General features: G+C 58.3%; 19 protein-coding genes. 9 read left to right on the top strand and 10 right to left on the bottom strand.

The genetic code is table 11. From position 1 onward, the window contains the following. Positions 1-194: 194 nt before the first annotated feature. Together FDY93_RS18645 and purL are read right to left on the bottom strand one after the other, a co-directional pair. Entirely contained in the window at positions 195-668 is a 474-nt protein-coding gene (locus FDY93_RS18645) for a hypothetical protein (RefSeq protein WP_138237265.1), read from the bottom strand. Positions 669-1,096: 428 nt separating this feature from the next. Then, positions 1,097-4,975, bottom strand: a complete 3,879-nt coding sequence (gene purL / locus FDY93_RS18640; protein ID WP_171019039.1) for a phosphoribosylformylglycinamidine synthase — start codon at positions 4,973-4,975, stop codon at positions 1,097-1,099. 555 nt (positions 4,976-5,530) lie between these two features. On the opposite strand from purL, the gene mltF reads away from it, so the two are divergent. Next, positions 5,531-7,009 carry a membrane-bound lytic murein transglycosylase MltF gene (mltF, locus tag FDY93_RS18635; RefSeq protein WP_138237263.1) on the top strand — a complete coding sequence of 493 codons (1,479 nt, stop codon included), beginning with the start codon at positions 5,531-5,533 and terminating at the stop codon, positions 7,007-7,009. A gap of 73 nt (positions 7,010-7,082) precedes the next feature. Here the strand turns inward: mltF and FDY93_RS18630 are convergent, their stop codons facing one another. After that, positions 7,083-8,945 carry an RICIN domain-containing protein gene (locus FDY93_RS18630; protein WP_138237272.1) on the bottom strand — a complete coding sequence of 621 codons (1,863 nt, stop codon included), beginning with the start codon at positions 8,943-8,945 and terminating at the stop codon, positions 7,083-7,085. A 377-nt stretch (positions 8,946-9,322) separates the two neighbouring features. Here FDY93_RS18630 and FDY93_RS18625 point away from each other — a divergent pair, with 377 nt between their 5' ends. From FDY93_RS18625 to FDY93_RS18610, 4 genes are all read left to right on the top strand, one after another. Next, positions 9,323-9,796, top strand: a complete 474-nt coding sequence (locus FDY93_RS18625) for a hypothetical protein (RefSeq protein ID WP_138237262.1) — start codon at positions 9,323-9,325, stop codon at positions 9,794-9,796. A gap of 26 nt (positions 9,797-9,822) precedes the next feature. Next, positions 9,823-10,104, top strand: coding sequence for a PepSY domain-containing protein (locus FDY93_RS18620; RefSeq protein WP_138237261.1), 282 nt, complete (start codon positions 9,823-9,825; stop codon positions 10,102-10,104). Further along, positions 10,101-11,840 carry a D-lactate dehydrogenase gene (gene dld, locus FDY93_RS18615; RefSeq protein ID WP_138237260.1) on the top strand — a complete coding sequence of 580 codons (1,740 nt, stop codon included), beginning with the start codon at positions 10,101-10,103 and terminating at the stop codon, positions 11,838-11,840. Before FDY93_RS18620 ends, dld begins: the two co-directional genes overlap by 4 nt. Positions 11,841-11,931: 91 nt before the next feature. Further along, positions 11,932-12,360, top strand: coding sequence for a hypothetical protein (locus FDY93_RS18610; protein WP_138237259.1), 429 nt, complete (start codon positions 11,932-11,934; stop codon positions 12,358-12,360). Positions 12,361-12,371: 11 nt separating this feature from the next. Here FDY93_RS18610 and FDY93_RS18605 read toward each other — a convergent pair whose 3' ends face one another. From FDY93_RS18605 to nhaA, 3 genes are all read right to left on the bottom strand, one after another. Then, positions 12,372-13,427, bottom strand: a complete 1,056-nt coding sequence (locus FDY93_RS18605; protein ID WP_138237258.1) for a peptidase M42 — start codon at positions 13,425-13,427, stop codon at positions 12,372-12,374. 77 nt (positions 13,428-13,504) lie between these two features. Further along, positions 13,505-14,593 (bottom strand): alpha/beta hydrolase, encoded by a 1,089-nt coding sequence (locus tag FDY93_RS18600; protein WP_138237257.1) that lies wholly within the window; start codon positions 14,591-14,593, stop codon positions 13,505-13,507. Between the two features lie 186 nt (positions 14,594-14,779). Beyond that, the gene (nhaA, locus tag FDY93_RS18595; RefSeq protein WP_138237256.1) at positions 14,780-16,222 is read right to left on the bottom strand and encodes a Na+/H+ antiporter NhaA; all 1,443 of its coding nucleotides are present in this window, start codon (positions 16,220-16,222) and stop codon (positions 14,780-14,782) included. A 232-nt stretch (positions 16,223-16,454) separates the two neighbouring features. Between nhaA and FDY93_RS18590 the strand changes: the two genes are divergently transcribed. Beyond that, positions 16,455-17,213, top strand: coding sequence for a TlyA family RNA methyltransferase (locus tag FDY93_RS18590; protein ID WP_138237255.1), 759 nt, complete (start codon positions 16,455-16,457; stop codon positions 17,211-17,213). 30 nt (positions 17,214-17,243) lie between these two features. Here the strand turns inward: FDY93_RS18590 and FDY93_RS18585 are convergent, their stop codons facing one another. Both FDY93_RS18585 and FDY93_RS18580 read right to left on the bottom strand, forming a co-directional pair. After that, complete coding sequence (locus FDY93_RS18585) at positions 17,244-17,465, bottom strand: DUF1272 domain-containing protein (protein WP_240914351.1); 222 nt, start codon at positions 17,463-17,465, stop codon at positions 17,244-17,246. Positions 17,466-17,611: 146 nt separating this feature from the next. Continuing rightward, the gene (locus tag FDY93_RS18580) at positions 17,612-17,956 is read right to left on the bottom strand and encodes a 4a-hydroxytetrahydrobiopterin dehydratase (RefSeq protein ID WP_138237253.1); all 345 of its coding nucleotides are present in this window, start codon (positions 17,954-17,956) and stop codon (positions 17,612-17,614) included. Between the two features lie 203 nt (positions 17,957-18,159). On the opposite strand from FDY93_RS18580, the gene FDY93_RS18575 reads away from it, so the two are divergent. Next, on the top strand, positions 18,160-20,019 hold the full coding sequence (locus FDY93_RS18575) for a DUF885 domain-containing protein (RefSeq protein WP_138237252.1): 1,860 nt from the start codon (positions 18,160-18,162) through the stop codon (positions 20,017-20,019). Positions 20,020-20,086: 67 nt separating this feature from the next. Here FDY93_RS18575 and FDY93_RS18570 read toward each other — a convergent pair whose 3' ends face one another. Then, on the bottom strand, positions 20,087-21,595 hold the full coding sequence (locus tag FDY93_RS18570) for a fumarate hydratase (protein WP_138237251.1): 1,509 nt from the start codon (positions 21,593-21,595) through the stop codon (positions 20,087-20,089). Between the two features lie 273 nt (positions 21,596-21,868). Beyond that, a complete protein-coding gene (locus FDY93_RS18565; RefSeq protein ID WP_138237250.1) occupies positions 21,869-22,630 on the bottom strand; it encodes a hypothetical protein in 762 nt (253 codons plus the stop codon). Between the two features lie 341 nt (positions 22,631-22,971). On the opposite strand from FDY93_RS18565, the gene FDY93_RS18560 reads away from it, so the two are divergent. After that, positions 22,972-23,553: a superoxide dismutase gene (locus FDY93_RS18560; protein WP_138237249.1), complete on the top strand. Its 582-nt coding sequence runs from the start codon at positions 22,972-22,974 to the stop codon at positions 23,551-23,553. A gap of 188 nt (positions 23,554-23,741) precedes the next feature. Then, positions 23,742-25,640, top strand: a complete 1,899-nt coding sequence (locus FDY93_RS18555) for a DUF885 domain-containing protein (protein WP_220446249.1) — start codon at positions 23,742-23,744, stop codon at positions 25,638-25,640. Positions 25,641-25,680 lie beyond the last annotated feature (40 nt).

The raw sequence follows: 25,680 nt of genomic DNA, 5'->3' as shown, positions 1-25,680 counted from the left end.
AGCTCTCCAGTGGTACATCCGGTGATAAATATCAGAAAAGAAAATATATAGAATTTCTGTGATTTCAATGGTTTTTCTCGTTCACATAACGCCGCAATCAGGCGTGGCTTACTTTGTGCACTTTTTGCACGAAAATGGGAGCGCAGCGACCGTGCAAAAAATGCACAAAGTAAGACGTCGGCTGCATTGCATTGTTAGCGATATTTGGGCCTACCGGGATCTTCGATTTTGACATAGCCAGGCTGACTTTCAGTTCCTCCCAAAGAAATAGCTACAACTTTAACCTTTAGCTCAATAGGCTCTTGGAAATATGAAGCTCCATCCAACCATACGAACATTAACTCTCGAGAGCCTGGAACAGGTGCAATGTAGTCTTCTGGGAAAATACTATCTTCTGCGACCCCATTTTCAATAGTGAACGAGTAACCCGTATTTAGCTTAAAATTCTCTATTTTTAAAACAAGGATGCCGGCGTCTGCGCACATTCCTGGATCGCCTTTTTCCCCTCGCCTAATTTCCTTTACCGTAATTTTTGGAGCTTCGGGTTTGGCATCCTTTCTATAGATTGAAGGAGCCATCAAAAATTTTTGGTAACCCGGTGCAAATGAGCATGCATGACCATAACGAGAAAGAAAACATGCCAATATAATGCCGATAATGATCTTCATACTTCTTACTCGCTAACAGTTTATTAGTGGGCAGATAGGCCAATATCCTCGCGCCCTCTATCGCTTGAAACTTTGTGCGCCAGAATGTCTCCAAAGGCCGATATCGTCAAGCCCATAGCCAGAACCACCTTTCGGTAACCCCAACAAAAATCATCATGATGCCCACTATCCCCATCTGGGAACGGCTCCAGTAACTATCTGATTTATTTAAAAATTTACTCTCTCGTTGAGCGTCTATAGAAATATCGGGCAGCGGGACCAATTTTGTCTCATATCTTCAGCTCCAAGCGTACCTAGATTATCCCTGCTGTATCCGAACTGCCCTTACAGCAACACCATAGACTCTCGCAGGAGGTTGATTTAAGCGCTAAAAAAAACCCGCTCAATTGAGCGGGTTTTCTTGGTGCCAGGTCTTTAGCTGACCTGGGTTAGCCCACAAACACTCGCGCATTGCGGAACAGGCGCATCCAGCCGGAGTCCTCTTCCCAATCGTCAGGGTGCCAGCTATTGCTGACCGCGCGGGCGACGCGTTCCGGGTGCGGCATCATGATGGTGACGCGACCGTCTTCGGAACACAGGGAGGTGATCCCGTTGACAGAGCCGTTGGGATTGGCCGGATAGGTTTCGGTAATCTGCTGGTTGTTGTTGAGGAAACGCATGGCGATGGTGCCCGATTGCTCGCAAGCTTCCAGCGCCTTCTGGCTCGCGAATTCCACACGGCCTTCACCGTGGGCAACCGCCACCGGCATATAGGAACCGGCCATACCCCTGAACAGTACGGATGGCGAATCTTCCACGCCCACCAGCGCGAAGCGCGCTTCGTACTGCTCAGATAAGTTGCGCACGAAGCGCGGCCAGTGACTGGCGCCGGGGATCAGCTCCTTGATCACGGAGAACATCTGACAACCATTGCACACCCCGAGGCCAAAGGTGTCCTTGCGATTGAAGAAGGCCTCGAACTGATCGCGGGCACGGTCGTTGAAAAGGATGGTCTTGGCCCAGCCTTCACCGGCGCCGAGTACGTCACCGTAGGAGAAGCCACCACAGCCCACCAGACCTTTGAACTGATCCAGTTCTACACGGCCGGCGAGAATGTCGCTCATGTGCACGTCGATGGCATCGAAGCCGGCTCGGTGGAAGGAATGCGCCATTTCCACCTGGCTGTTGACGCCCTGCTCCCGCAGGATTGCCACTTTCGGACGCACGCCCTTCTTGATGTAGGGTGCGGCGATGTCTTCGTTGACGTCGTAGCTCAGATTCACCGACAGGCCCGGGTCCTGCTGGGCAGATTTGGCCAGGGCGTCGAATTCCTGCTTGGCGCAGTCGGCGTTATCGCGAAGGGACTGAATGCGGTAGCTGGTTTCGCTCCAGATCTGCTGCAGCTCAGCGCGCCCCCGGTTGAAGATTTCCTGGCCATTGCGGGTGATGCGCAGCTGCTCTTTGTCGTTAAGACCACCGATCTGGTGGGCGGGAACACCAACGGAGGCGAAGCGCATGGCCAACATGTCCGCGTCCGCGGCGGGTACCTGCAGCACTGCACCAAGTTCTTCACTGAACAGTGCGGCAATCGGGTCCTCGCCGAGATCGTAAATCTCCACATCCACACCTACGCGACCGGCGAAGCTCATTTCCGCCAGTGTGGCGAACAGGCCGCCATCGGCGCGATCGTGGTAGGCGATAACTTTGTCTTCCTCAAGCAGTTCCTGCATCACCTCAAAGAAGCCTTTGAGACGCTTTGCATCGTCCAGATCCGCTGGCTTATCACCCAGCTGGTTGTACACCTGCGCCAGGCAGGAGCCACCGAGGCGGTTTTTGCCGGCACCCAGATCCACCAGCAGCAACTCGGTTTCGCCCTTTGCGGTGCGCCGCAGTTGCGGGGTGGCCACCTTGCGCACATCGGTGACTGGGCTGAACGCAGAGATCACCAGCGACAAAGGTGCGGTAACGGCCTTGTCCACCCCGTCGTCGTTCCACGCAGTGCGCATGGACATGGAGTCCTTGCCTACCGGTATGGTGATGCCAAGTGCCGGGCACAGTTCCATGCCGATGGCTTCTACGGTGCGGTACAGCTTTTCCTCTTCGCCCGGGTGGCCGGCGGCGCACATCCAGTTGGCGGAGAGCTTGATATCGGACAGTTGCTTGATCGGTGCGCAGGCGATGTTGGTGATGGCCTCACCGACCGCGAGACGGCCAGAAGCCGGCGCGTCCAGCAATGCTACCGGCGTGCGCTCGCCCATGGACATGGCTTCACCGGCGTAGCTGTCGTAGGCCACAGTGGTCACACCGCAGTCCGCCACCGGCACCTGCCAGGGGCCGACCATCTGATCGCGAGAGACCTGGCCGGTTACGGTGCGGTCGCCGATGGTGATCAGGAAGTTCTTGCTGGCGACAGTCGGCAGGCGAAGTACGCGCTCGGCAGCTTCGTTCAGGTCGATATTGCTGGTGTCGAACGCGGTGGTGCTGGCCTCGCGCTTCTCCGCCACACGGTGCATCTTCGGCGGCTTGCCGAACAGCACGGACATGGGCAGGTCTACCGGTTTGGCGTCGAACTGCTTGTCATTCAGGGTCAGGTGCTTCTCGCTGGTGGCCTCACCCACGACCGCGAAGGGCGCGCGCTCGCGCTCGCAGATTTTCTGGAAACGCTCCAGATCCTGCGGCATCACCGCCATCACGTAGCGTTCCTGGGATTCATTGCACCAGATTTCCAGCGGGCTCATGCCCGGCTCATCGGACGGCACATTGCGCAGTTCGAATTTGCCGCCGGTGCCGCCGTCTTTCACCAGTTCCGGGAAGGCGTTGGACAGGCCACCGGCGCCCACATCGTGGATGAAGGCGATGGGATTCTTGTCCCCCAGCTGCCAGCACTGGTCGATGACTTCCTGACAACGGCGCTCGATTTCCGGGTTCTGGCGCTGTACGGACGCGAAGTCCAGGTCTGCTGAGCTGGAGCCGCTTGCCATACTGGAGGCCGCGCCGCCGCCGAGACCGATCAGCATCGCCGGGCCGCCGAGCACGATCAGCTTGGCGCCGGGCTGGAATGCGGGCTTTTCGATATGCTCTTCACGGATATTGCCGTAGCCACCTGCCAGCATGATGGGCTTGTGGTAACCGCGGCGCTCGCCGTCGAAGTCTTCTTCAAAGGTTCTGAAATAGCCGCAGATATTCGGGCGGCCGAACTCGTTGTTGAATGCGGCACCGCCAATGGGGCCCTCGATCATGATGTCGAGCGCGGTGACGATGCGCTCGGGCTTGCCATAGTTCACTTCCCACGGCTGCAGGTAACCCGGGATCAGCAGGTTGGACACGGTGAAACCGGTCAGGCCTACCTTGGGCTTGGAGCCGCGGCCCACCGCGCCCTCATCGCGGATCTCGCCACCGGCGCCGGTACCGGCACCGGAGAACGGCGCGATCGCTGTCGGGTGGTTGTGGGTTTCCACCTTCATTAATAGATGGATGGCTTCCTGACTAAAACCGTAGACTTTGGTCTCGGGGTCGGGGTAGAAGCGGCCGGCGTGGTGGCCCACCACCACGGCGGCGTTGTCCGCGTAGGCGGAGAGTACGTTCTCGCCCCCCAGGCGATAGGTGTTTTTGATCATGCCGAACAGGGAGTTCGGCATGTCTTCGCCGTCGATGGTCCAGCTGGCATTGAAGATCTTGTGGCGGCAGTGTTCAGAGTTCGCCTGCGCGAACATCATCAGTTCCACATCAGTGGGGTTGCGCTCCAGTTCTTCGAAGCTGGTCAGCAAATAGTCGATCTCGTCGTCCGCCAGCGCCAGCCCCAGATTGACATTGGCCTCTGCCAGCGCATCGCGGCCGCCATTCAGCACATCCACGCGGTCCATGGAGCGCGGGTCTTCAACCTGGAACAGTTGCTCCGCCTGTGCCATTTCAGTGAAAACGCACTCCACCATCCGGTCATGCAACTCTGCCGCCAGCCGGTCGCGTTCAGCCCCGGTTAATTTGACCCCGCTAATGTAGTAGGCAACCCCCCGCTCGAGGCGGTGTATCTGGCCGAGGCCCGCGTTGTGGGCAATATCGGTGGCCTTGGATGACCAGGGCGAAATAGTGCCCAGACGCGGTACTACCAGCAGCAGTTCGCCCTCTGGCTGATGCTTCTCTTCGGTGGGACCGTACTGCAGCAGACGCTCCAGCAGCGCTTGTTCTTTCTCATCGAGCGCTTTGCTGTCGGCAAAGTGCACGTACTCGGCGTAGACATCCGCAATAGCGGGCTGCAGGGCGCGGAGTTGAGTCAGAAGTTTTAAATGGCGAAATTTCGACAGTGCGGGAGCACCACGCAGAACTAGCATCGCGGGAGTTAGCCTCTTGTCTGGTATTGAGCACCTGTGGGCATAGGCAATCGGCTACGGGATTGGCGTTGGCGCGTGCCGCACAGGAACGAGGGGTATCGTGAGCGCGCGCATTGTACCCGAAGCGACAGCGCTCCAACACTGCTGCAAACAACTCTCGGGCACATAACCAGCCGGGTGCAAGAGCAGTAAAGATGAAGCGCCGGTACAACACCACTCAAGAGACCGCTCACAAGTGATCTCTGGCGCCATTTGCCCCTTCAAACCGCGCGGTGACGCTATTGGCGTCGGCGCTGGGTACTACACTTATCCTGCCAAAACAAGCCAGCAGGTCACAAAGATATAGACGACACGGTCAACGGATTGGTCAGTGTGCAGATGTTTGGGGTAGAATTGCCGCGCTTTTGACCCAGGCCTGGGCAAATATTAGACACTAGGCTTTGCGCGCGGGTAGCAACGGAGCCGCCGCCTGCAGGAAATGACGCAACCGACCCAACTTTCCTCGAGTCGGACGCGCCGAAAATAAAGCAGTGAATGGATTCGAAGGACCAACCTATGATTATGAAAAGCCGACTGCTGCGATATAGCTGCCGCCTCTTGAAGTGTGCAGTGCTGACCTGTTGCGCGTCCCTGTTGGTGGCCAGCAAGGCCCCCAGCCTGCTGGAGCAGGTCAAGGCATCCGGCAAGCTGGTGGTCCTATCCCAGAACGGCCCCACCACCTACTATGAAGACGCCAACGGCAATTACACCGGTTTTGAATACGGTATGCTGCGCGCGTTTGCCCGCGAACTGGGCGTAACCCTGGAAATTCGCGACGTACACGATCTCGGCCACCTGTTCCGCGAGCTGGAAAACCCGGATTCAGGCGCCCATCTCGCCGCCGCCGGCCTCACGGTAACCCCCGAGCGCCGCGAGCAAGTGCGCTTTGCCCCCTCTTATTTCGAGATTCGCCAGCAGATTATCTACCGCCTGGGGGAATCCCGCCCGCGCAGCGTGGCTGACCTTGAAGGTAAGAATATCGCTGTGATCGCCGGCAGCGCCCACGCCGAGCAGTTGCGCAAACTCTCCGAACGCTATCCCGCACTGACGTGGGAAGAAATTTCCGATGTGGATGCGATGGAGCTGGTGGACATGGTGAATGAGGGCAAATATACATACGCCGTGGTGGATTCCAATGCCTACGCCGTTCACCGAGGCCTCTATCCCAACACCCATATCGCCTTCAATCTGACCCAGTTTCAACCGGTCTCCTGGGCTTTCCCCAGGGGCGATGACGACACCCTCTACCGTGCGGCGCGCAATTTCATGCTGCGGGCCAATACTAGCGGGCTGGTTGCGGAGCTGCGCGAGCTGTATTTCGGTCATGTGAGCAAAATGAACGCGGGCGGCGCGCAAACCTTCGCACAGCTGAGCCGCGAGCGCCTGCCCCAGTGGCGCGCGGAAATGGAGCGGGTGGCGAAGCAATACGATCTGGACTGGGAACTGTTGGCCGCACTCAGTTACCAGGAGTCCCACTGGAACCCGCACGCCAAGTCCCCCACTGGAGTGCGCGGCTTGATGATGCTGACCCTGGCCACAGCCCGGGAAATGGGAGTGAATCGGCTTGACCCCATCGAGAGCATCGAGGGTGGAGCGCGCTATTTTATGCAGGTACGGGACAAAATCCCCGAGCGCATCCGCGAACCGGACCGCACCTGGATGGCGCTCGCTGCGTATAACGTCGGCTACGGCCACCTCGAAGACGCCCGGGTGCTGACCGAGCGCATGGGCGGCAGCCCGGACCGCTGGGCAGACGTACGCGAACACCTGCCGCTGCTCGCCAAGCGCCAGTACTACACAACCCTGAAGCACGGTTACGCGCGTGGCTGGGAACCAGTCACCTACGTGAAGAATATCCGCCACTACCAGGCGCTCCTGACCTGGACCAGTCGTATCGAAGAGCAGCGTCTGGCCGCTGCCGCGGCCAACGATGCCGGCGAATCTCTCGCGGACATTCCCGTCGCGGAAGCCGCGGCCTCCCAGTCTGCCTTGTGATATTTACGCGTGGTTAGCGAATAAACAGGCGGCCACCGGCCGCCTGTTTTTTTACCTCTGGTTCGATTGAGCCTCAATCAGCCCGGATTCCCCAGACCGCTGTGCCGTTGCCCGACAGGGCCGAGAAGGTCACTTCATAGCGGTGGCGCACCTGATTCCACTGACGGGACACCACTCCCTGGTAACTGATGCCCCCCAGGGTCAGGGTGATATCCCGGGTCACCTCGTTGTATACCCAGCTGCCGGACGGATTACCGGTAACCGAGCCACCTGCATTCAACTGGATGTCGCTCGAGCCCTTGATCGTCGCGGAAATGTCCTTGCCGTGGTTGATGAGCTGAAAAGTCCCCGGGATTTCACTGGCAAAAACAGCCTCCAACTCCTCGCGGCTTCGGCTGGCATTGTTGCTGTCCACCTTCTGCGCATAGCGCAGTGGCGCCACCACCGGCCAGCCGGCGTCATTCAGGAAAAACTCATGCACGCGTACTTCGTGCTCCTCTCCGCGGCCGGGGAAACGGGTGTGGAAAAACATGAAGTACTGCCCGGTGTCCGCCTTGCGGTAGGCGGAATTGTGCCCCGGTGAAACATAGCCGAGCTGATTATTGCTGTTGGCAAACAGATGGTTGCCCATCAGCTTGACGCCGTGGGGGGCGATACTGGCGTCATCGAAAATAGTCCCCGCGGCGCCCTTCACTGACGACATATTGGTGCCATTGGCATCGTAATAGGGACCGTCCGGACTGGTGGCGCGGGACACGCGAATATTGTATCCACCATCGGCGGCTAGACCGCCGTAGCTGACGAACATGTAGTAGTACCCGGTTTCCGGCGCATAAATGGTATACGCCGCCTCGATCCGCGCGTGATTGCCGCCCAGCAGGTGTTTGCCATAGCCCTGCCCCGCCAGCGGGAAACCGGTGCTCGAATTCAACTCAAGGATGAAAATACCTCCGGAATAAGAACCGTAGGTCATCCACAGGCGATTGCTCACGTCCCGGAATACCACCGGGTCCACGACATTGGGGTGCACGGTGGCGTCGTACACGCTGCCATCTTCACTGGCCTGCCCCCACATCCCGGACTTGAGGAAAACCCCCTGGTTGGCATAGGGGCCTTCAACATTGGCTGAGGTGGCAATCCCCATCGCCGAGCGCGGCGAATCACCGCGGCAGGCGTTGTAGAACATAAGGTATTGCCCGTTCAGCCGGATCACATCCGGCGCCCATAGCGTACTGGTCTCGGCCCAGTTCAGCGCCTCCGACAACTCACTATTGACGTTATTGAACAGCGGATTGCTGGCATTCACACCGTCCGCCACCCGCTGCCAGCTGTTGAGATAGCTGGACTTCGCGGCACTCAGGTGCGAGCCAAATACATAGTACTGGCCATCCGCGCGGATCACCGACGGATCGTGCACAGCAATATTGTTGAAACTCGGACTGGCGTAGCTGATGTGCAGCGGCGCACTGGCTTTCACCAGATTCAGCGACCAAAGCTGGGCGTCGCCACCCCACCAAGTCCACTGCCCGATATTGGCACCGTCGCTGGTATCCCAATTGAGAAGGTCCATCGCTTTACCAGAGTGCTTGTTAATGAAGGCATAGTAACCGCCACTCTGTTCGGTGATGGTCCACAGCTGGGCATTGCCACCCCAGTAGGGCCACTGCGCGATATTGGCGCCGTCGCCGGTGCCAAACTCATACACTTCCAGCGCCTGGCCACTATTGGCGTTAATGACAGAGTAATCATTACCGCTGATATGGGTAATGACCCACTGCTGGGTTGGGTGGCCATTGGCGGGCCACTGATTCACGTTGGCACCATTGGCGGTATCGGCATTGCCAACTTCCACCAGCTTGCCGCTGTATTTTGACACGATGGTATAGGTGCCGTTCTCAATCATCGCTGCGGCGGATGTGCTCAGGCACAAGGCCATCACGAGCGAACAAGCGCGCCATAGGTATCTTATGGACATATAAGCCTCATTTACTTTTATTGTTGAGGGCTGTACTGCAACACCTCAGCTGAGGTGTTCAGCCGCGGGAGAGTCGGACCGGGGACGGCTATGGAATCACCCCGGTTTATTTATCGTTATTGCCACGCCCCGGCGGGATGCCGAAACGAAAGCTTCACATTTATAATACGATAAGACTTAATCCGCAATTTCAGACGCTTCCACCTCGCAACACAGTGAATGCAGAGAAATGTGAACCACAGCGGATATTCTCCCGCGCAAGGCGCCAAATCCCACCTATGCTTACTTCACATGGCCGCTCACATGCGCGCCGAGGTTTGAATTGTTGAGGAGGAACCATGATCCACAAGTTACTGTACGTTACCCTCGCTACAACTCTGGCCACCGCCATTGCGATGTCCGGTTGCAGTCGCAAATCTGAAACCCATGATCCGGACACGGCCCCAGGGACAGAGACGGAAGTGGTGGAGGAAATGACCGTCACCGAACCCGAGCAAGGTACCGACGCCGACACTGCGACGCCAGACACGACCACCGCGCCACCAGCAACCGGTGACACGGCGGAAAGCCCAAACAGCGAGGGTCAATTGATCTGCACCCCGGAGTGGTTCAAGTGGGTCAATGAACAGGTGATGAGCCAACAGAGCGAGGCCATCGCCGAACAATTTCCCAGTGGACTTCCCGATGTAGGGAGCGACGAGTGGTTCCTCGCCATTGATAAGCTCACCGGCGGCGACGGCGCCCACGGCCCCGACGGCGGCAGCGACGAGTGGTGCTTCATGATCCAGCAACGCCTCAGCACAACCGACTGATCGGCACGGCCGGCAAAGGAGAAAGTATGAAGATCTTTAAAAATTCCCTGCTCGCCGTAACGCTCAGCGGCATTGCGGCAATGACCGCGACCCAGGCCAATGCCAAAGATGAAATGCCACCCCCAGGCGCTATGGCTCTTTCGATGCTCATTACCAAACTGGAGCAACAGGGGTACACGCCGGTGGTGGACGTTTCGCTGGAGCACGGCCGCTGGGAGGTGGAAGCTTATAAGGAAGGTAAGAAATTCGATTTGAAACTGGACCCGAACAGCGGGGAAATCCTTCAGATGACGGAAGACCGCGACTGAATACCGTAAACAGCGACAGCAACCGGCAGCTGCTCCAGACACTGGAGCAGCTGCTCGGTGCCGACAGGGTCATTGCCGACCCGCAGCGCAACGAACATTTCCGCAAAGGGTTTCGCTCCGGTGAGGGCGACGCCCTTGCGGTCGTTTTTCCGGAAAAACTGCTGCAGCTGTGGCGGGTGCTGCAGGTCTGTGTCGACGCTGGAGCGATCATCATCCTGCAGGCGGCAAATACCGGCCTTACCGAGGGCTCCACTCCCAGCGGTTCAGACTACGACCGCCCGGTAGTGGTCATCAACACCCTGCACATGAACACCATCCACCTGCTGGATGGTGGCAGACAGGTAGTGGCACTACCCGGCGCCACATTACATGCACTGGAAAAACTGCTCGCGCCAATTCAACGCGCACCGCATTCGGAGATTGGCTCTTCCTGCCTTGGCGCATCCATAGTGGGAGGCATTGCCAACAATTCCGGCGGTGCGCTATGCCAGCGCGGCCCCGCCTACACCGAACTCGCCGTGTTTGCGCGCGTGAATAAACGCGGTGACCTGCAACTGATTAACCACTCAGGTATCGATCTTGGTGCCAGTCCCGAGGAGATCTTGAGCAACCTTGAGCGCGGCACCTTCGGCCAGATACGGCCAATTCGCTATTCCGAGCACGATGATCGCCCGCGCATGGCCTCGGACCGGGAATACGCAACGCGCATTCGCGACGTGGATGCGGACACTCCGGCGCGCTTCAACGCCGACCCCAGAAGACTGTTTGAAGCCAGTGGCTGTGCCGGCAAGGTTGCCGTTTTCGCCGTGCGACTGGACACATTTCCTATTGCGCAATCTACCCGGACCTTTTACATCGGCAGCAACAACGCACAGGTGTTTGCGCGACTGCGCCGCGGCCTTTTACGCGACTTGCCACAGATTCCACTGCTCGGCGAATACCTGCACCGGGACATGTTCGATCTGGCTGCCGTCTACGGCAAAGACAGTTTTTACACCATCGAAAAACTCGGCACGCGAAACATGCCGCGCTTCTTTGCACTCAAGGGCCGGGTGGATGCGTGGCTCGCCAAGCGCCGCTTCCTGCCGCGTTTCCTAAGTGACCGGCTGCTGCAGAAAATCAGCTTGTTGCTACCAGCGCATCTGCCACCGCGCATGTTGGCGTACCGCGAGAAATTCGTGCACCACTTGATCGTCAAGGTGGCCGACGAAAACATCGCGCCGGCGGAATCGTGGTTCAGGGAATTTTTCAGTCGCGCGGAAAATACCGGAGATTATTTTGCCTGCACGGATGAGGAGGCCACAAAGGCGATGCTGCACCGCTTTGTCTCTGCCGGCGCGGCCATGCGCTATTGCGCGGTGCACAGTGGGGAAGTGGGAGAGTTGCTGCCGCTGGATATTGCCCTGCGCCGTAACGATATGGACTGGGAGGAGCAGCTGCCGGCAGAAATTGCCGGGCAGTTGCAATGCCGGCTCTACTACGGGCATTTCCTGTGCAATGTGTTCCACCAGGACTACATCCTGAAAAAGAACGCCGATGCGGACGCGGTAAAGGCCGCTATGCTGGAACTGCTCGACCGGCGCGGTGCCCGCTACCCCGCGGAACACAATGTGGGGCACCTGTATCAGGCGCCCGAGGCACAGCGGAAGTTCTTCGAACAGCTGGACCCCACCAACACCTTCAACCCGGGGATCGGTCTGACCGGCAAGACCCGGCGCAATTGCAGCTGCGGTTGAGGAGACCCTGGAACAAAAACCGGATAAAACATTTGGCGTTTGCGTATTGCCACCCTACCAATGATGGGATAACGGCAATTTGGGGAGCGCCATGTTGTTTGCCATCCGCAAGGTTTCAGTCTTTCGCTGTTTTTTCTTTCGATCGAGTGCGGCCGCCCTGGCACTGGCATTCTCGGCAGCGGCCATGGCCCAGCAACCGGGGCCCTTCACGGCACAGGACTTCCGGTTTTCCGGTTCACCCGAGCTGCAAATGCCCTCCCACCTCTACGGACCGGATCTCGATGGCTCCACACCATCTGAAATTGCCTTAAGTCCCGGCGCGGTGAAGCAGCGTCTGCAGCGCCTCGGCTTCCACTCAATTTCCAGTATCCGGTTTCGCGGCGGCTACTGGAATGTGGTGGCGTACAACGGCAAGAAAAAACGGCAATTGACCGTGCACCCGGAAAGCGGGGCCATACGCTCGGACCGCCCTTACTGCAACAACCGCTGCAACCGCTATCCACTCAGCGAAGAATTCTGATCACCTTGCCATCAACCGTCCGCGGCGATGGCAAACAGCAGATCGCTGAACGCGCTGTTGGCGCGGACAGACGCAGACTCCTGCATGGTGTGATAGCCGGTGGTGGGAATCTGCAGGGTGGTGCCCTGCACAAAACCGGAAGACGCGGACACAATCCGCCCGAGCTCGGTACTTCCCAGAGACTGGGGTTCCTGTCCCTCGGCTATAGCTTTATGGTTCTGCGCCTCGATGTAGGTATCTTTATAGCTATAGGTAATGCCCTGCGCTTCGCACAGAGCCGCAAGGCGCGCAGTGGTGCCGGGGTGAAAATCGGCGTTGGCATCCCGGCGCCGCAACACCACCTGCTGGGCATCGGCACTGGTCCGGTCCGGGTAGGGGCTGGTATCCACCACAATCAGCTTTTCCGTACCGCCATTGAAACGGCGGAACCACTCCAACAGGTAGCGCCAGCTACTGCCGGATTCCTCCTGCGCGGTAAAAAATGCCGTACCCTGGAAACCGAGCCCATACAGATGCACTAAGTGCGCCGCGGTGAGCACGTTGTCGAGCTGTGCACTGAGAATACCGTCGCTGACTTTCAGGCGGTCGGTAAAGGCCACTGGCGTGCCCGCCACCACATGCTCAAGCCCCGCCACTTCAAAGATGAGGTTGTTGCGATAACCGCAGACGTAGGCGCGGCGGATGACTCCTGAGCCGAAGTAGGAACCCGACCAGGGTTCGTAAGCGGTCACGGAAACACCCTGAAAGCGGTCAACGATTTTCGTCATCAGTTTTTCCGACACCGAGTTACCGAGCAGGTCGGAGCGGTGCCCGGAAACAAAGGCGGCGTACTGGAATTCGTTGGGTCCGGTGCAAATCAGGCCGTGGCGGTCAATGTGGGCAGAGAATTTGGCGCTGTGCGGGCGCTGGCCCTGGGCCACCAGAAGCCCCTCGTACCAGGTCACGTGGGCACCGCGCTCCTCCAACTCGCGCTGCAACACCCGAAAAAATGAGTGTTCCGCGCCCACGACACTGGGGCTGCGCACCAGCAATTTGAGCAGGTCGATAAACTGTTCTGACTGTTGCATTTTCCGCGGACCTCTGAGCCCCTTCGGTTTGACGATTCGGCGCGAGTATAGCGAGCGGAAACTGCCGATTGCGACCGTTATTTCAGCACGCGCTGCAGAAAATCCGCCACCCGTTCCGCAGTGGAATCAAACCACGGCTGGAACAGCCAAAAAGGGTGCGGCGAGTCCCCGTGAGTCATCACCTCGGTCGCCACATCCTCCGCCGTCAGACGGGCAATATACTCGTCCCTACCGGCGTGAAAGCGCGGTCGGCTGCTGTTGATGAACAAAGTGGGGGGAGAGCCGGCGCCGGCGTATTCCAGTGGCGACGCCTCGCGCCAGCGCTCCGGCACCTCCTCGTAGCGACCACCAAACCAGGCGCCCGCGGCCGATGGATTCTTGCGCGGGTCGTTCTCGTGCGCGAGCGCCATGGGTGTGATGAAGCTGACCACGCCATCGAGATTGACAATCGCAGCCACGGCTTCGCACGCGGTATCGCGCCCCTCGCCCTCTTCACGATAGGCCGGTATCCCCGGAGTCACCCCCACAAGCGTAGCCAGTTGCGCGCCCGCGGAGGCACCGAGAATGGCGATGCGATGTCGATCAACCCCGAGCTGCCCCGCATTCCGGTGCAGCCAGCAGAGCGCAGCCTTGATGTCCTGGACCGCAGCCGGGTACTGCGCCTCCAGGGAAAGGCGGTATTCCACCGTAGCGGCAACAAAACCCCGGTTGGCGAGATAGATGGCCATGGGCTCCTGCAGGGTACGATTGCCGGAGCGCCAACCGCCGCCGTGCACCAGCAGCACCGCCGGCCGCCCGGGGTGCTGGCCAACGTTGAACGAGGCCTCGCCGGTAACATCCGGCCGGAACAGGTCCAGGTGCAGTGAGCGCGCGCCAATTTGCCGGTATACCCGCCCCCGCTCAACAACAATCCCAGGTCCAGGTGCTACCCGGGCAATGCTGATGTCGGGGTAATGCGCGCGCTCTTTCGCGAACGCGGCTTCCGCGGTGAAGGAGTTGTCCGTCGGATAGGCGGCCGCGGCAATGCCCTTGCCGGCCACCAGTCCCAATCCCGCCACAAGTGCCAGCACTGGCAGCAGGCTCCAGCACAGCACACTGCGCCAATCGCTGGGCTGCCGGAAGTCCAGCGTGCCCTGTTCCTGTTTACGCAGGGTAAGCTTCTCCATCTCTCGCACTCCTGATTATGCTTATTGAGTGACAAGCCAATTATCGGAAATCACCGAATTTGGACTGACCAAAACTGAAGATTTCCGATACTAACACAGGATAAGCGCGACGCTGCTACCTTGGATCTCGCTGCTGGTCACCGGACGTGATGGTACTTCCGATGACGCTTACTCAGGCGCGGCCGGTTACGGCAGCTTCCGCTCCTCGCCAACCTGGGTATTGTCCCCGTGATCCGCGCCGCTTTTCTGTGTGGACGCCTCCATCGGGGCCCGCCGCAGTACCAGGAATCCCAATACGCCGGCGATGACGGAAGCCAGCAACACCCCCGCCTTGGCCTGGATCAACATTTTGGGTGCGCCTTCGAACGCGAGTTCAGAGATAAATATCGACATGGTAAAACCAATCCCGCCCAGCAGTGCCACACCGACAATGTGATGGAAGGTGGCGGATCTCGGCAATTCACCCAGACCCAGCTTCCAGCCAATCCAGGTAGCCCCTACGATGCCGATCAACTTGCCAAACACCAGACCGCAGATCACTCCGAGCGTAAGCGGGTTGAACACCGCGGTGTAGCTGGTGAAGCTGTCAATGGGAATACCCGCATTCGCCAGCGCAAATATCGGCACCACCACGAAAGCCACCGGTGTGTGAAGGCGGGTTTCCATCCGCTGTAGCGGCGATTGCACCATATGAATTCCACTGTCCAGAGCGGTCACCCGCGCACGCAACGCATCGTTGGCAATGATCTTGTCGCCTGGACGAAAGCAACGGTCAAAACTGCGGATGATGTCCTTGACGAAGGTGCTGAACGCCACCGGGTCGTACTTGGGCCTCGCGGGGATCGCCATCGCGGTAATTACGCCCGCCAGGGTGGCGTGCACACCGGTGAGATACAGCGCATACCACAGCAGAATGCCCACAAACATATATCCCGCTGACCGGCGCACCCCCACGAATTGCAGCAGCCAAAGTAGGCCCACCAGAACACAGGCGGCGATCAGGGCGTGGGTATTCACGCTCTCGGTATACCAGACGGCGATCACGAGAATGGCTCCCAGGTCGTCCACGATGGCCAGCGCCACCAGAAACGTCACCACCGCCCGCGGCACCCGGTTACCCAGGATCGCGATACAGCCCACGGCAAATGCGATATCTGTGGCCATGGGAATCCCCCAGCCACGCTCCGCGGGCGTCCCGCCGTTCAATGCGAAAAAAATCAGTGCCGGCACCACCATGCCGCCCGCCGCGGCCATCACCGGCAACACTGCGTGTCTCAGCTCGGACAATTCACCAACGAGGAACTCCCGCTTGAGTTCGAGCCCCACCAACAGGAAAAAGATGGCCATCAGCCCGTCGTTGATCCAATGGTGGAAACTCATGGACAGCGACCAGTCGCCGAAGTTGTAGCTCACCGGTAAATGCAGCAGGTGTTTGTACCCCTCCTGCCAACCGGAATTGGCAATGATCAGTGCAATCACCGCGCACGCCATCAATAGCAGACCGCTGGTGCTCTGGCGATGAATGAACTCTTCGAATGGTGTGACGAGCCGGCCGAACGCATTCTCCAGCGGGGCCTCGAATACCCGGCCTTTGCGCACCCTGAACTTACTCAACACCGTTTTTGCCATCTGTCCCGAACTCCCTAATAATTCCTACACGCCATTTTCGCCGCCTGCCGTTGCATCTTGCGGCGCGATGGTTATTCCGATTGGCAATGACATCGCCGGAGCATGTTTCCGCTGCTTCTCAGAATCCGGGACAGAGGGTAGCATGGCCGCCCTTTCCAACCCCAATTTCACAATCGGTCAGTTTTTGCGACGTCCATTCCAAAAGCTGATTGCCAGAACTATAGTGCCGTCCATGATCCGTCTCGACTTGTTATTGGTGAAGCGCAACCTGGCCAGCTCCCGCACCCATGCCCGCAAGCTGATCGACGCGGGGCGCGTCCAGTTGTATGAAGGCCACAGCCCCCGCCCTGCCACCAAGGCGAGCCAGAGCGTGAGCGAAGACACTCGCATCACCGTGGAGCCACTACCGGAAGACCGCTATGTATCCCGCGCCGGGCTGAAACTGGCGGGGGTCCTCGATCACACGCATCTCGATCCCAATGGCTGGCGGGCACTGGATGTGGGCTGCTCCACCGGCGGCTTCAGCGACTGCCTGCTGCAGCGTGGTGCCGAGCTGGTGGTCGGTGTGGATGTAGGGCACGACCAATTGGCCGAATCTTTGCGCAACGATCCGCGCATGCATCTGTTCGAGGGCATCAACGCCCGATACCTGACTGCCGAACAGCTGGCTCCTCTGGCCGACAAGGGGTTTGACGCGGTGGTGATGGATGTTTCATTTATTTCCCAGACCCTGATCCTGCCGCGGCTGCCGCCACTGATGAAACCCGGCGGTCATCTGCTGAGCCTGGTCAAACCCCAGTTTGAAGTCGGCCCCGACGGTATCGGTAAAGGTGGGCTGGTGCGCGACCTCGCACTGTATCAAGGGGTACAGGAAAAAATCAGCGCACTGTGTGCAACGCTGGGGCTGGAGGTGAAAACCTATATTGACAGCCCGATCACCGGCGGCGACGGCAATCAGGAGTTTTTACTCTGGGCACAGAAAAGTTCATAGCACGCTGCTCTGACAAGAATAGCGTTGCGCTCAGGGAAGGATTGTTTCGAGCTTTGCCTTAAACCCGGACTTCGGTACCTCTGTGGGCGACGTACGTCGCCGCGGGCGGACCACCAGATTACCTTGGCAATTGGGACAGACGTGTTGCAGTGATTCGCTGCAGTCCGTGCAGAAAGTACATTCGTAAGAACAGATAAAGGCTTGATCGGAAAGGCCCAGTTTTACGCTGCAACGCTCGCAGCTGGCTTTCATCTTCAGCATGTTGTCTTACTCACTTACCCGCTGTATTTCTGCTTGCCACTTTGCATAGGAATCTCGCATAGCTCGAACGCCGCAACTCACAGCTGGAAGTGTGCACCGTATTCGCAAACTTCACGAATACGGCGCAGGCGCTGGATTCACTCCACCTCAAGCTGCTTGTCGGTACGCGCCGCCATGATGAAATCATTCTTGTGCAGGCCACCGGCCTCATGACTCCACCAGGTGACCGTTACCTTGCCCCACTCTGTCAACAGTGCGGGGTGGTGCCCGACTTCTTCGGCGATGGCGCCTACCCGGTTAGTAAATGCCAACGCCTGTTTGAAGTTGCGGAACTTGAACGCTCTTTCAAGCTGCATCACGCCGTCCCGCACAACCGGTGTCCAGTCCGGAATTTCCCGGATCAACTGCGCCAGTTCTTCATCGGAAACCAACGGCGCATCCGCCCTACAGGCTTCACACGCCTGCGCTGCGAGATCTGTCATACCTGACTCCTCTGTGGAAAATACAAAATTGAATGGAGCAATTCGTGGCACTCGGCCACAAATTCACGTTTTGCCACTTTAGCCGTCGCCCCAAAGTGAAACAAGGCGACCTGGGTCACACAAAATAATCGCCGGAGCAAGGGATAACTATAAGTCGAGTGTGCTAGTTTTTGAGCAGAATCCGGCATTAATTCGAGCGCTCCATGAAACAGACCATCATCGCGATTACTCTGGCCACATTAATGTGCGCCTGTGACGGAAAAAGCCCCCGATCGGGTGATGGACTTGGCGAAAACACCAGTGTCGACACCGACATCCCGGTTTCTGAAGCGGCCAAAACTGGCGCCGATGGTAAAACCGCCACTGGCGCAGACGTCGAGCAATCCTTTCACGACCTCAGCGCACAGATGATCAAACGGATGTGGCAGCTGTTCCCATCCTGGGCCATCAGCAACGGCTATTACCAGGTTGCGGAACAGCTGGAGGTGCCCGACAAGCATTATCGACAGCAGGTGCTGGCATTCGCCCGCGATTATCGCAACCGTTTTGCGCGCTACAAACGCGACGAGCTGGACGTCAATGCGCGCACGGACCTGGCACTGATCAACAACTTCCTGAATGAAACTATCTGGAATCTCACGGAATTCAAGACATTTGAGTGGGACCCGAGCAACTACAACGTCTCCCATGGTTTTGCCCTGATTCTCAATACCGATTACGCGCCACTGGATGACCGCCTGCGCGCCTTCAGCGCGCGGATGCAAATGGTGCCAGCCTATTACGCAGCCGCGGAAAAATCCTTGCGCAACCCGGCCGCGCCCCAACTGGTATTGGCCATCCAGCAAAATGAAGGTGCCATGTCGGTGTTCGGTGAGGAACTGGAGAAAACACTCGCTGACAGCGGGCTGTCCCGCAGTGAAAAGGATTTATTTGAATCCCGACTTGCCGCCACCCGCAAGGCCATAGAGGAATATATCGTTTTACTACAGACCCTTCAGGCCCAGATGGCCAATGCCGACAGCTTCAGCGATTTCCGTATCGGTGAAACGCTATACGAGGAAAAATTCCACTACGACATTCAGATCGGCATGAGCGGCAGGGAACTATACCAACAGGCACTGCGCGAAAAGGATCGCCTGCACCTGAAAATGGACGATCTCGCCGACAAGCTGTGGCCAAAATATTTCCCGGACCAGTCCCGCCCCAAAGACATCCTGGTGAAAATCACCAAGGTACTGGAAAAGCTGTCTGAGCATCACGCCACCAAGGAAAACTTCAAGACGGAAGTGGAAAAGCAGATTCCGCAACTGGTGGCGTTTGTAAAGGAAAAAAACTTGCTGTCACTGGATGAGGAAAAGCCACTGGTGGTGCGCACCACTCCGCCGTATATGCAGGGCTTCGCAGTGGCCTCCATCAATGCCCCCGGCCCCTACGACAAGAATGCCAACACCTACTACAACGTGATGCCGGTCGCCGAACTGCCGGATGACCGCGCGGAGAGCTTTCTGCGCGAATACAACACCTACCTCATGCAGATTCTGAACATTCACGAGGCGATTCCCGGGCATTACACACAGCTGGTATACGCAAACCGCTCACCGAGCCTGATCAAAAACATTCTCGGCAACGGCGCGATGATCGAAGGTTGGGCGGTGTACGCGGAACGAATGATGCTGGAGGCCGGCTACGGGGATTTTTCTCCGGAGCTGTGGATGATGTACTACAAATGGCACCTGCGCACCGTGGTCAACACCATTCTGGATTACTCGGTACAGGTCAAAGGCATGGAGGAGAATGCGGCTCTCGACCTGTTGATGAATCAGGGGTTTCAACAGCACACAGAGGCTGTGGGCAAGTGGCGCCGCGCCACTCTGAGCCAGGTCCAGCTCACCAGCTATTTTGCAGGGTACATGGATATCATGGCGCTGCGGGAAGAGATCCAGCAGTTGCTGGGTGACAGGTTCAACCTCAAGCAGTTTCACGAGCAGTTTCTGAGCTACGGCAACGCACCAGTGCCGGTCATCCGCGAACTGATGCTGGCGGAAATCGACAGGCAGAACTGACAACCCACAGATAAAAAAACGGCTGCCTGAGGCAGCCGTTTTCATCGGAACATCGAGCGAACGGGAGTTACACCACTCCCTCTTCGATCTTGTGTTTCCAGATCACCGGGCCGGTGTTGTGCACCGACTCCCCGTTGCTGTCCACCGCAACGGTGACCGGCATATCTTCCACCTCAAATTCGTAGATGGCTTCCATCCCCAGTTCCGGGAAGGCAATGACCTTGGCGTCCTTGATGGCCTGAGCCACCAGGTAGGCGGCGCCGCCCACGGCCATCAGGTAAACCGCTTTGTTGTCGCGGATGGCGTCAATCGCAGTGGGGCCGCGTTCGGCCTTGCCGATCATGCCCAGCAGGCCGGTTTCTTCCAGCATGGTGCGGGTGAACTTGTCCATGCGGGTGGCCGTGGTGGGACCGGCCGGGCCGACTACTTCGTTGCGCACCGGATCGACCGGGCCCACGTAGTAGATAAAGCGACCGGTGAGGTCCACCGGCAGCTTCTCGCCGGTAGCCAGGATGTCGACCATTTTCTTGTGCGCGGCATCGCGGCCGGTGAGCATTTTTCCGTTCAGCAGCAGGGTGTCGCCGGGTTGCCAGCTCAGTACGTCTTCGCGGGTCACTTCGTCCAGGTTCACACGGCGGGTGTTGCCGCCGGCCTCGCGGGTGATTTCCGGCCAGTCTTCCAGCTTCGGCGGGGTCTGGCGCGCTGCGCCGGAACCGTCGAGGGTGAAATGGGTGTGGCGGGTGGCGGCGCAGTTGGGGATGATCGCCACCGCCTTGTTGGCGGCGTGGGTCGGGAAATCCTTGACCTTCACATCCAGCACGGTGGTGAGGCCGCCCAGGCCCTGGGCGCCGATGCCCAGTTTGTTGACCTTGTCGAACAACTCCAGACGCAGTTCTTCGGCGCGATTGGAGGCACCGCGCTCCTGCAGCTCCTGGATATCGATGGGATCCAGCAGGGACTCCTTCGCCAGCAGCATCGCCTTCTCGGCGGTGCCGCCCACACCAATGCCCAGCATGCCGGGCGGACACCAGCCGGCGCCCATTTTCGGCACCATTTCCAGCACCCAGTCCACTACGGAGTCAGACGGGTTCAGCATGGCGAACTTGCTCTTGGCCTCGCTGCCGCCCCCTTTGGCCGCCACATAGACGTCTACCTTGTCGCCGGCCACGATCTCGTAGTGAATGACCGCCGGGGTGTTATCGCCGGTGTTCTTACGAGCGCCATCCGGGTCCGCGAGAATGGAGGCGCGCAGCACATTGTCCGGGTTGTTGTAGGCGCGGCGCACACCTTCGTTGACCATGTCGGTCACGGTCATCTCGGCATCCCACTGCACGTTCATGCCCACTTTCAGTTTCACGGTCACGATGCCGGTGTCCTGGCAGATAGGGCGGTGGCCCTGGGCGCACATGCGGGAGTTGATCAGGATCTGGGCCATGGCGTCTTTCGCCGCCGGGTTGGCTTCCTTTTCATAGGCCTTGTTGAGGGCCTGGATGAAATCCTGCGGATGGTAGTAGGAGATAAACTGCAGCGCATCGGCCACGCTGTCGATCAGGTCGTCCTGGCGGATTATGGTCATTGCCGGCTCCGTGTGTGTTCTCGTCTCGAAGGCGGCGATTTTACACGAATTGCATGCGGGTGTTGGATTCGGCGCAACAAGAAATAGGAAGTAAATGAAGGGAAAAAGAGCGTTTAGGGCGGGAAATGAAAATGATAATAATTAACGGCGGCAAAATCGCCGCAAATCGAAATCAGCGCTAGCGAACCCCTGAAAACGTAGCGACCGGACTGGCGCTCCAGCACCGGACGCCGTCAGGCGTCCGCACAGTAGTTTTCAGAGGTTCCCGCCGGATCAGGGAGCAGACGCCGTACTTGAGCTGGACTGCAGGCTGCGAATGGCATCGCGCAGCTGCACCAGATCCTTGTTGACACTGCGGCGGTAGCTGTCGATAGATTCCACCGCCTCCTCGTTGGCACCGACGCGCGCCGTCAGATCCGCGCGCACGGAGGCCAGTTGACGCTCCAGGCTCGCCACCTTGTCTTTGGTCTCGCGGGAGGCGTCGACGGTAGACTCTTTCAGCTTCGCCATTTCGCTTTCCAGTGCGGTCACCTTCTTCAGCCCGGACTCGACGCTGCCGATCTTACTGGTCAGCGCGGCGATGGACTTCTGCTGGGCAGCGTTCGCTTCCTTGTTGGCAGCGATGTCCTTGCGGTTGGTGTCGTAGGATACACCCCACAGTTTGCGGATTTCGGAGGCGTTCTCCTTCACCTTGGCATTCAGCACCTCCACGGAGGCCGCCGACTCTTCACCGGACATCTCGAAGCGCTTCTCCAGCTGCACAATGCGCGCGTCCGCATCCACCAGCTGTGCGCGGGTCACCTGCCATTGGTTGTAGAGGAAGCCCGCGGCCCCAAGCCCTGCCAGCGCCAGCAGTAAAGCCAGTATCGCGATGAATGAGGAGCCGCCACCGGAAGAGGGTTCGCGCACCGGCGCCGCAGCCGGCGGCTCGGGTGCTGCGTAGCGCCTACCGCCAATGGGACCATTGGCGGTAGGGATCTGAGGGTCCATAGAAGATGAGCTGCTGCCATCGAATGTGGGCTCTCTGCGTTGCATGCTGTTGTCCTGCGTTGGCTCGCGGCCCATCGGGCCGGATGTAGGTAGAAAACTGCGGCAGTTATACCAAAAAATTGACGAAAAAGTAACCGGGCGCAGTTATCAGAATAGGTCATTCCCACTTCGCTGGCACCTTCGGGACTGCTCCGTCAAAACCCCGTTGGGGCGCAATTGTTCACAACTTGCGCATATCTTGTCGGCAACTTCACTTGTGTCACCCTTTGGCCTGTCCGATGGCTTAATAATGACATCAAGCGCGTGTAGAATGCATGCCACCAATAACTGACCCATCGCCGGACATGCGGTCGGCGGGGGTCCCAAGACAAAGGAAGGATTACTACATGGCACATGTTCTCCCCGAACTCCCCTATGCTATGGACGCGCTGCAGCCGCACATCTCCCAGGAAACCCTGGAGTACCACTACGGCAAACACCACAAGACCTACGTCGACAAACTGAACGGCCTGCTGGAAGGCACTCCGGACGCGGAAAAATCCCTGGAAGACGTCATCAAGTCCTCTTCCGGCGGTGTTTTTAACAACGCGGCCCAGATCTGGAACCACACCTTTTACTGGAACTGCCTGAGCCCGAACGGCGGCGGCGCAGCCACCGGTGCGGTAGCGGATGCCATCAATGCGGCCTTCGGTTCCTTCGACAAGTTCAAGGAAGAATTCACCAACAGCGCAGTGAACAACTTCGGTTCCGGCTGGACCTGGCTGGTGAAAAAGGCCGACGGCTCCGTAGCTATCGTCAACACCTCCAATGCCGAAACCCCGCTGACCGACAGCAGTGTTACCCCGCTGCTGACCTGCGATGTATGGGAACACGCCTACTACATCGACTACCGCAATTTGCGTCCGAAGTACCTGGAAGCGTTCTGGGCACTGGTGAACTGGGACTTCGCGAACCAGAACTTCGCCTGATCTGCTTGCAGATCCGCGCCGCGAGGCGCAAACGAGAAGCGGGCTGCGGCCCGCTTTTTTTATGTCCGCCGTTTTACACCCGCCTCCAGCACCCGCACACGGAATTTGCATCGCTATGCAGTTATGGGTACAACACAGGCGCTGCAACCAAGCAGACACACCTCTAAAACAGAAGCTGAGAGCACAACATGAAGCTGAAGATGACTTTGCTGGCCGCTGCCATAAGCACCCTGGCCATGGCGGGTTGTGAGCGGGAATCCGCGAACACCGACCAACAACCCTCCGTCACGAACAGTGCCGAAACCCAGTCGGCCGCCACCCAACCGGAAGCTGCGGGCGACGGACAAGGCAGTGGCAACCCGGACGTCATCGCCAGTACCAACCAGCTGTTTGAAGAACAATTCCAGACACACCTTGACCGCAGCCCGGAGTTCAAGACCTTCCTCGGCATGAAAGACGGCTACGACAAGTGGGATAACATTTCACCGGCGTTTGAAGAGGAAACTCACGAGATCAACAAGCGGCAGTTGGAAGCGCTGAAAAAAATTGATCCAACCCAGCTGGACGATGCCACCCGCCTGTCGCTGGAACTCGCCATCCGCAATCTGGAGCAGGATATCGAGGGTTATCAGTGGCGGCTGCACACCTACCCAGTCAATCAGATGTACGCGACCCACACCGGCGTTGCCTCACTGTTGATTAACCAGCACCGTATCGATGATATCTCCGATGCGGAAGCCTACATCGTGCGCCTGAATGCACTACCTGAACACTTCCAGCAGCTGATCGCCAACCTCAAGGAACGCGCCGATGCGGGCGTCATCGTGCCCAAGTTTGTATTCCCCTATGTGATCAGCGACGGCAAAAACCTGATCACCGGTGCGCCCTATGACGATGGCAAAGACAGCACCCTGTATGCGGATTTCAAAGGCAAGGTAGACAAGCTCAGCATCAGTGACGAGGAGAAATCCGCGCTGGTTGAAAAAGCCAGAACGGCCATGCTTGAACGGGTGAAGCCCGCCTATGAAAACCTGAACAGCTATCTCGCCGAGCTGGAGAAAAAAGCCACCACCGATGACGGCGCGTGGAAGCTTCCCGACGGCGACAAGTTTTACCAGCACCGCCTGAACGTCTATACCACCACCGACATGACCGCCGCCGAAATCCACCAAAAAGGTCTTGAGGAAGTGGCGCGCATCCACGACGAAATGCGCGCGATCATGAAGCAGGTCAAGTTTGACGGCAGCCTGCAGGAATTCTTCGAATTCATGCGCACCGATCCGCAGTTCTATTACCCGGAAACCGAAGATGGCAAACAGCGCTACCTGAAAGAAGCCACCGCCATCATCGACACCATGAAAGGCCGCCTGGACGAACTGTTCATCACCAAGCCGAAAGCAGATCTGATCGTGAAGGCGGTAGAACCCTTCCGTGAAAAATCGGCGGGCAAAGCGTTTTACCAGCGTCCCGCGCCAGATGGCTCGCGCCCTGGCATCTACTACGCCAACCTGTACAAAATGAGCAGTATGCCCACCTACCAGATGGAAGCGCTCGCATACCACGAAGGCATCCCCGGCCACCATATGCAGCTGTCCATTATGCAGGAACTGGAGAGCGTTCCCTCATTCCGCAAATACGGCGGTTATACCGCCTATACCGAGGGTTGGGGGCTCTATTCCGAGCTGGTACCCAAGGAGATCGGCTTCTACCAGAACCCGTATTCCGACTTCGGCCGCCTGGCGATGGAACTCTGGCGCGCGGGACGATTGGTAGTGGATACGGGTATCCACAGCAAGAAGTGGACCCGCGAGCAGGCCATCGACTGGCTGACGGAAAACACCCCCAACCCGCCTGCGGATGTGCAGAAGGCCATTGAGCGTTACATCGTTATGCCCGGCCAGGCAACCGCCTATAAAATCGGCATGATGAAAATCGTCGAGTTGCGCGAGCGCGCGAAACAGGCGCTGGGCGATAAGTTCGATATTCGCGAATTTCACGACGTCGTGCTGGCGAACGGTGCGGTGCCGCTGGATGTGCTGGAAGAGCTGGTGGATGACTGGATCGAAGAGACCAGAAACAGTAACTGATTTTCCAGACATTCTCTGATTACGATTACAGGCCGGGCAT

Source organism: Microbulbifer harenosus (assembly GCF_005771435.1).
GTDB lineage: Bacteria > Pseudomonadota > Gammaproteobacteria > Pseudomonadales > Cellvibrionaceae > Microbulbifer > Microbulbifer harenosus.
This window is presented reverse-complemented; position numbering and strand designations above follow the sequence as displayed.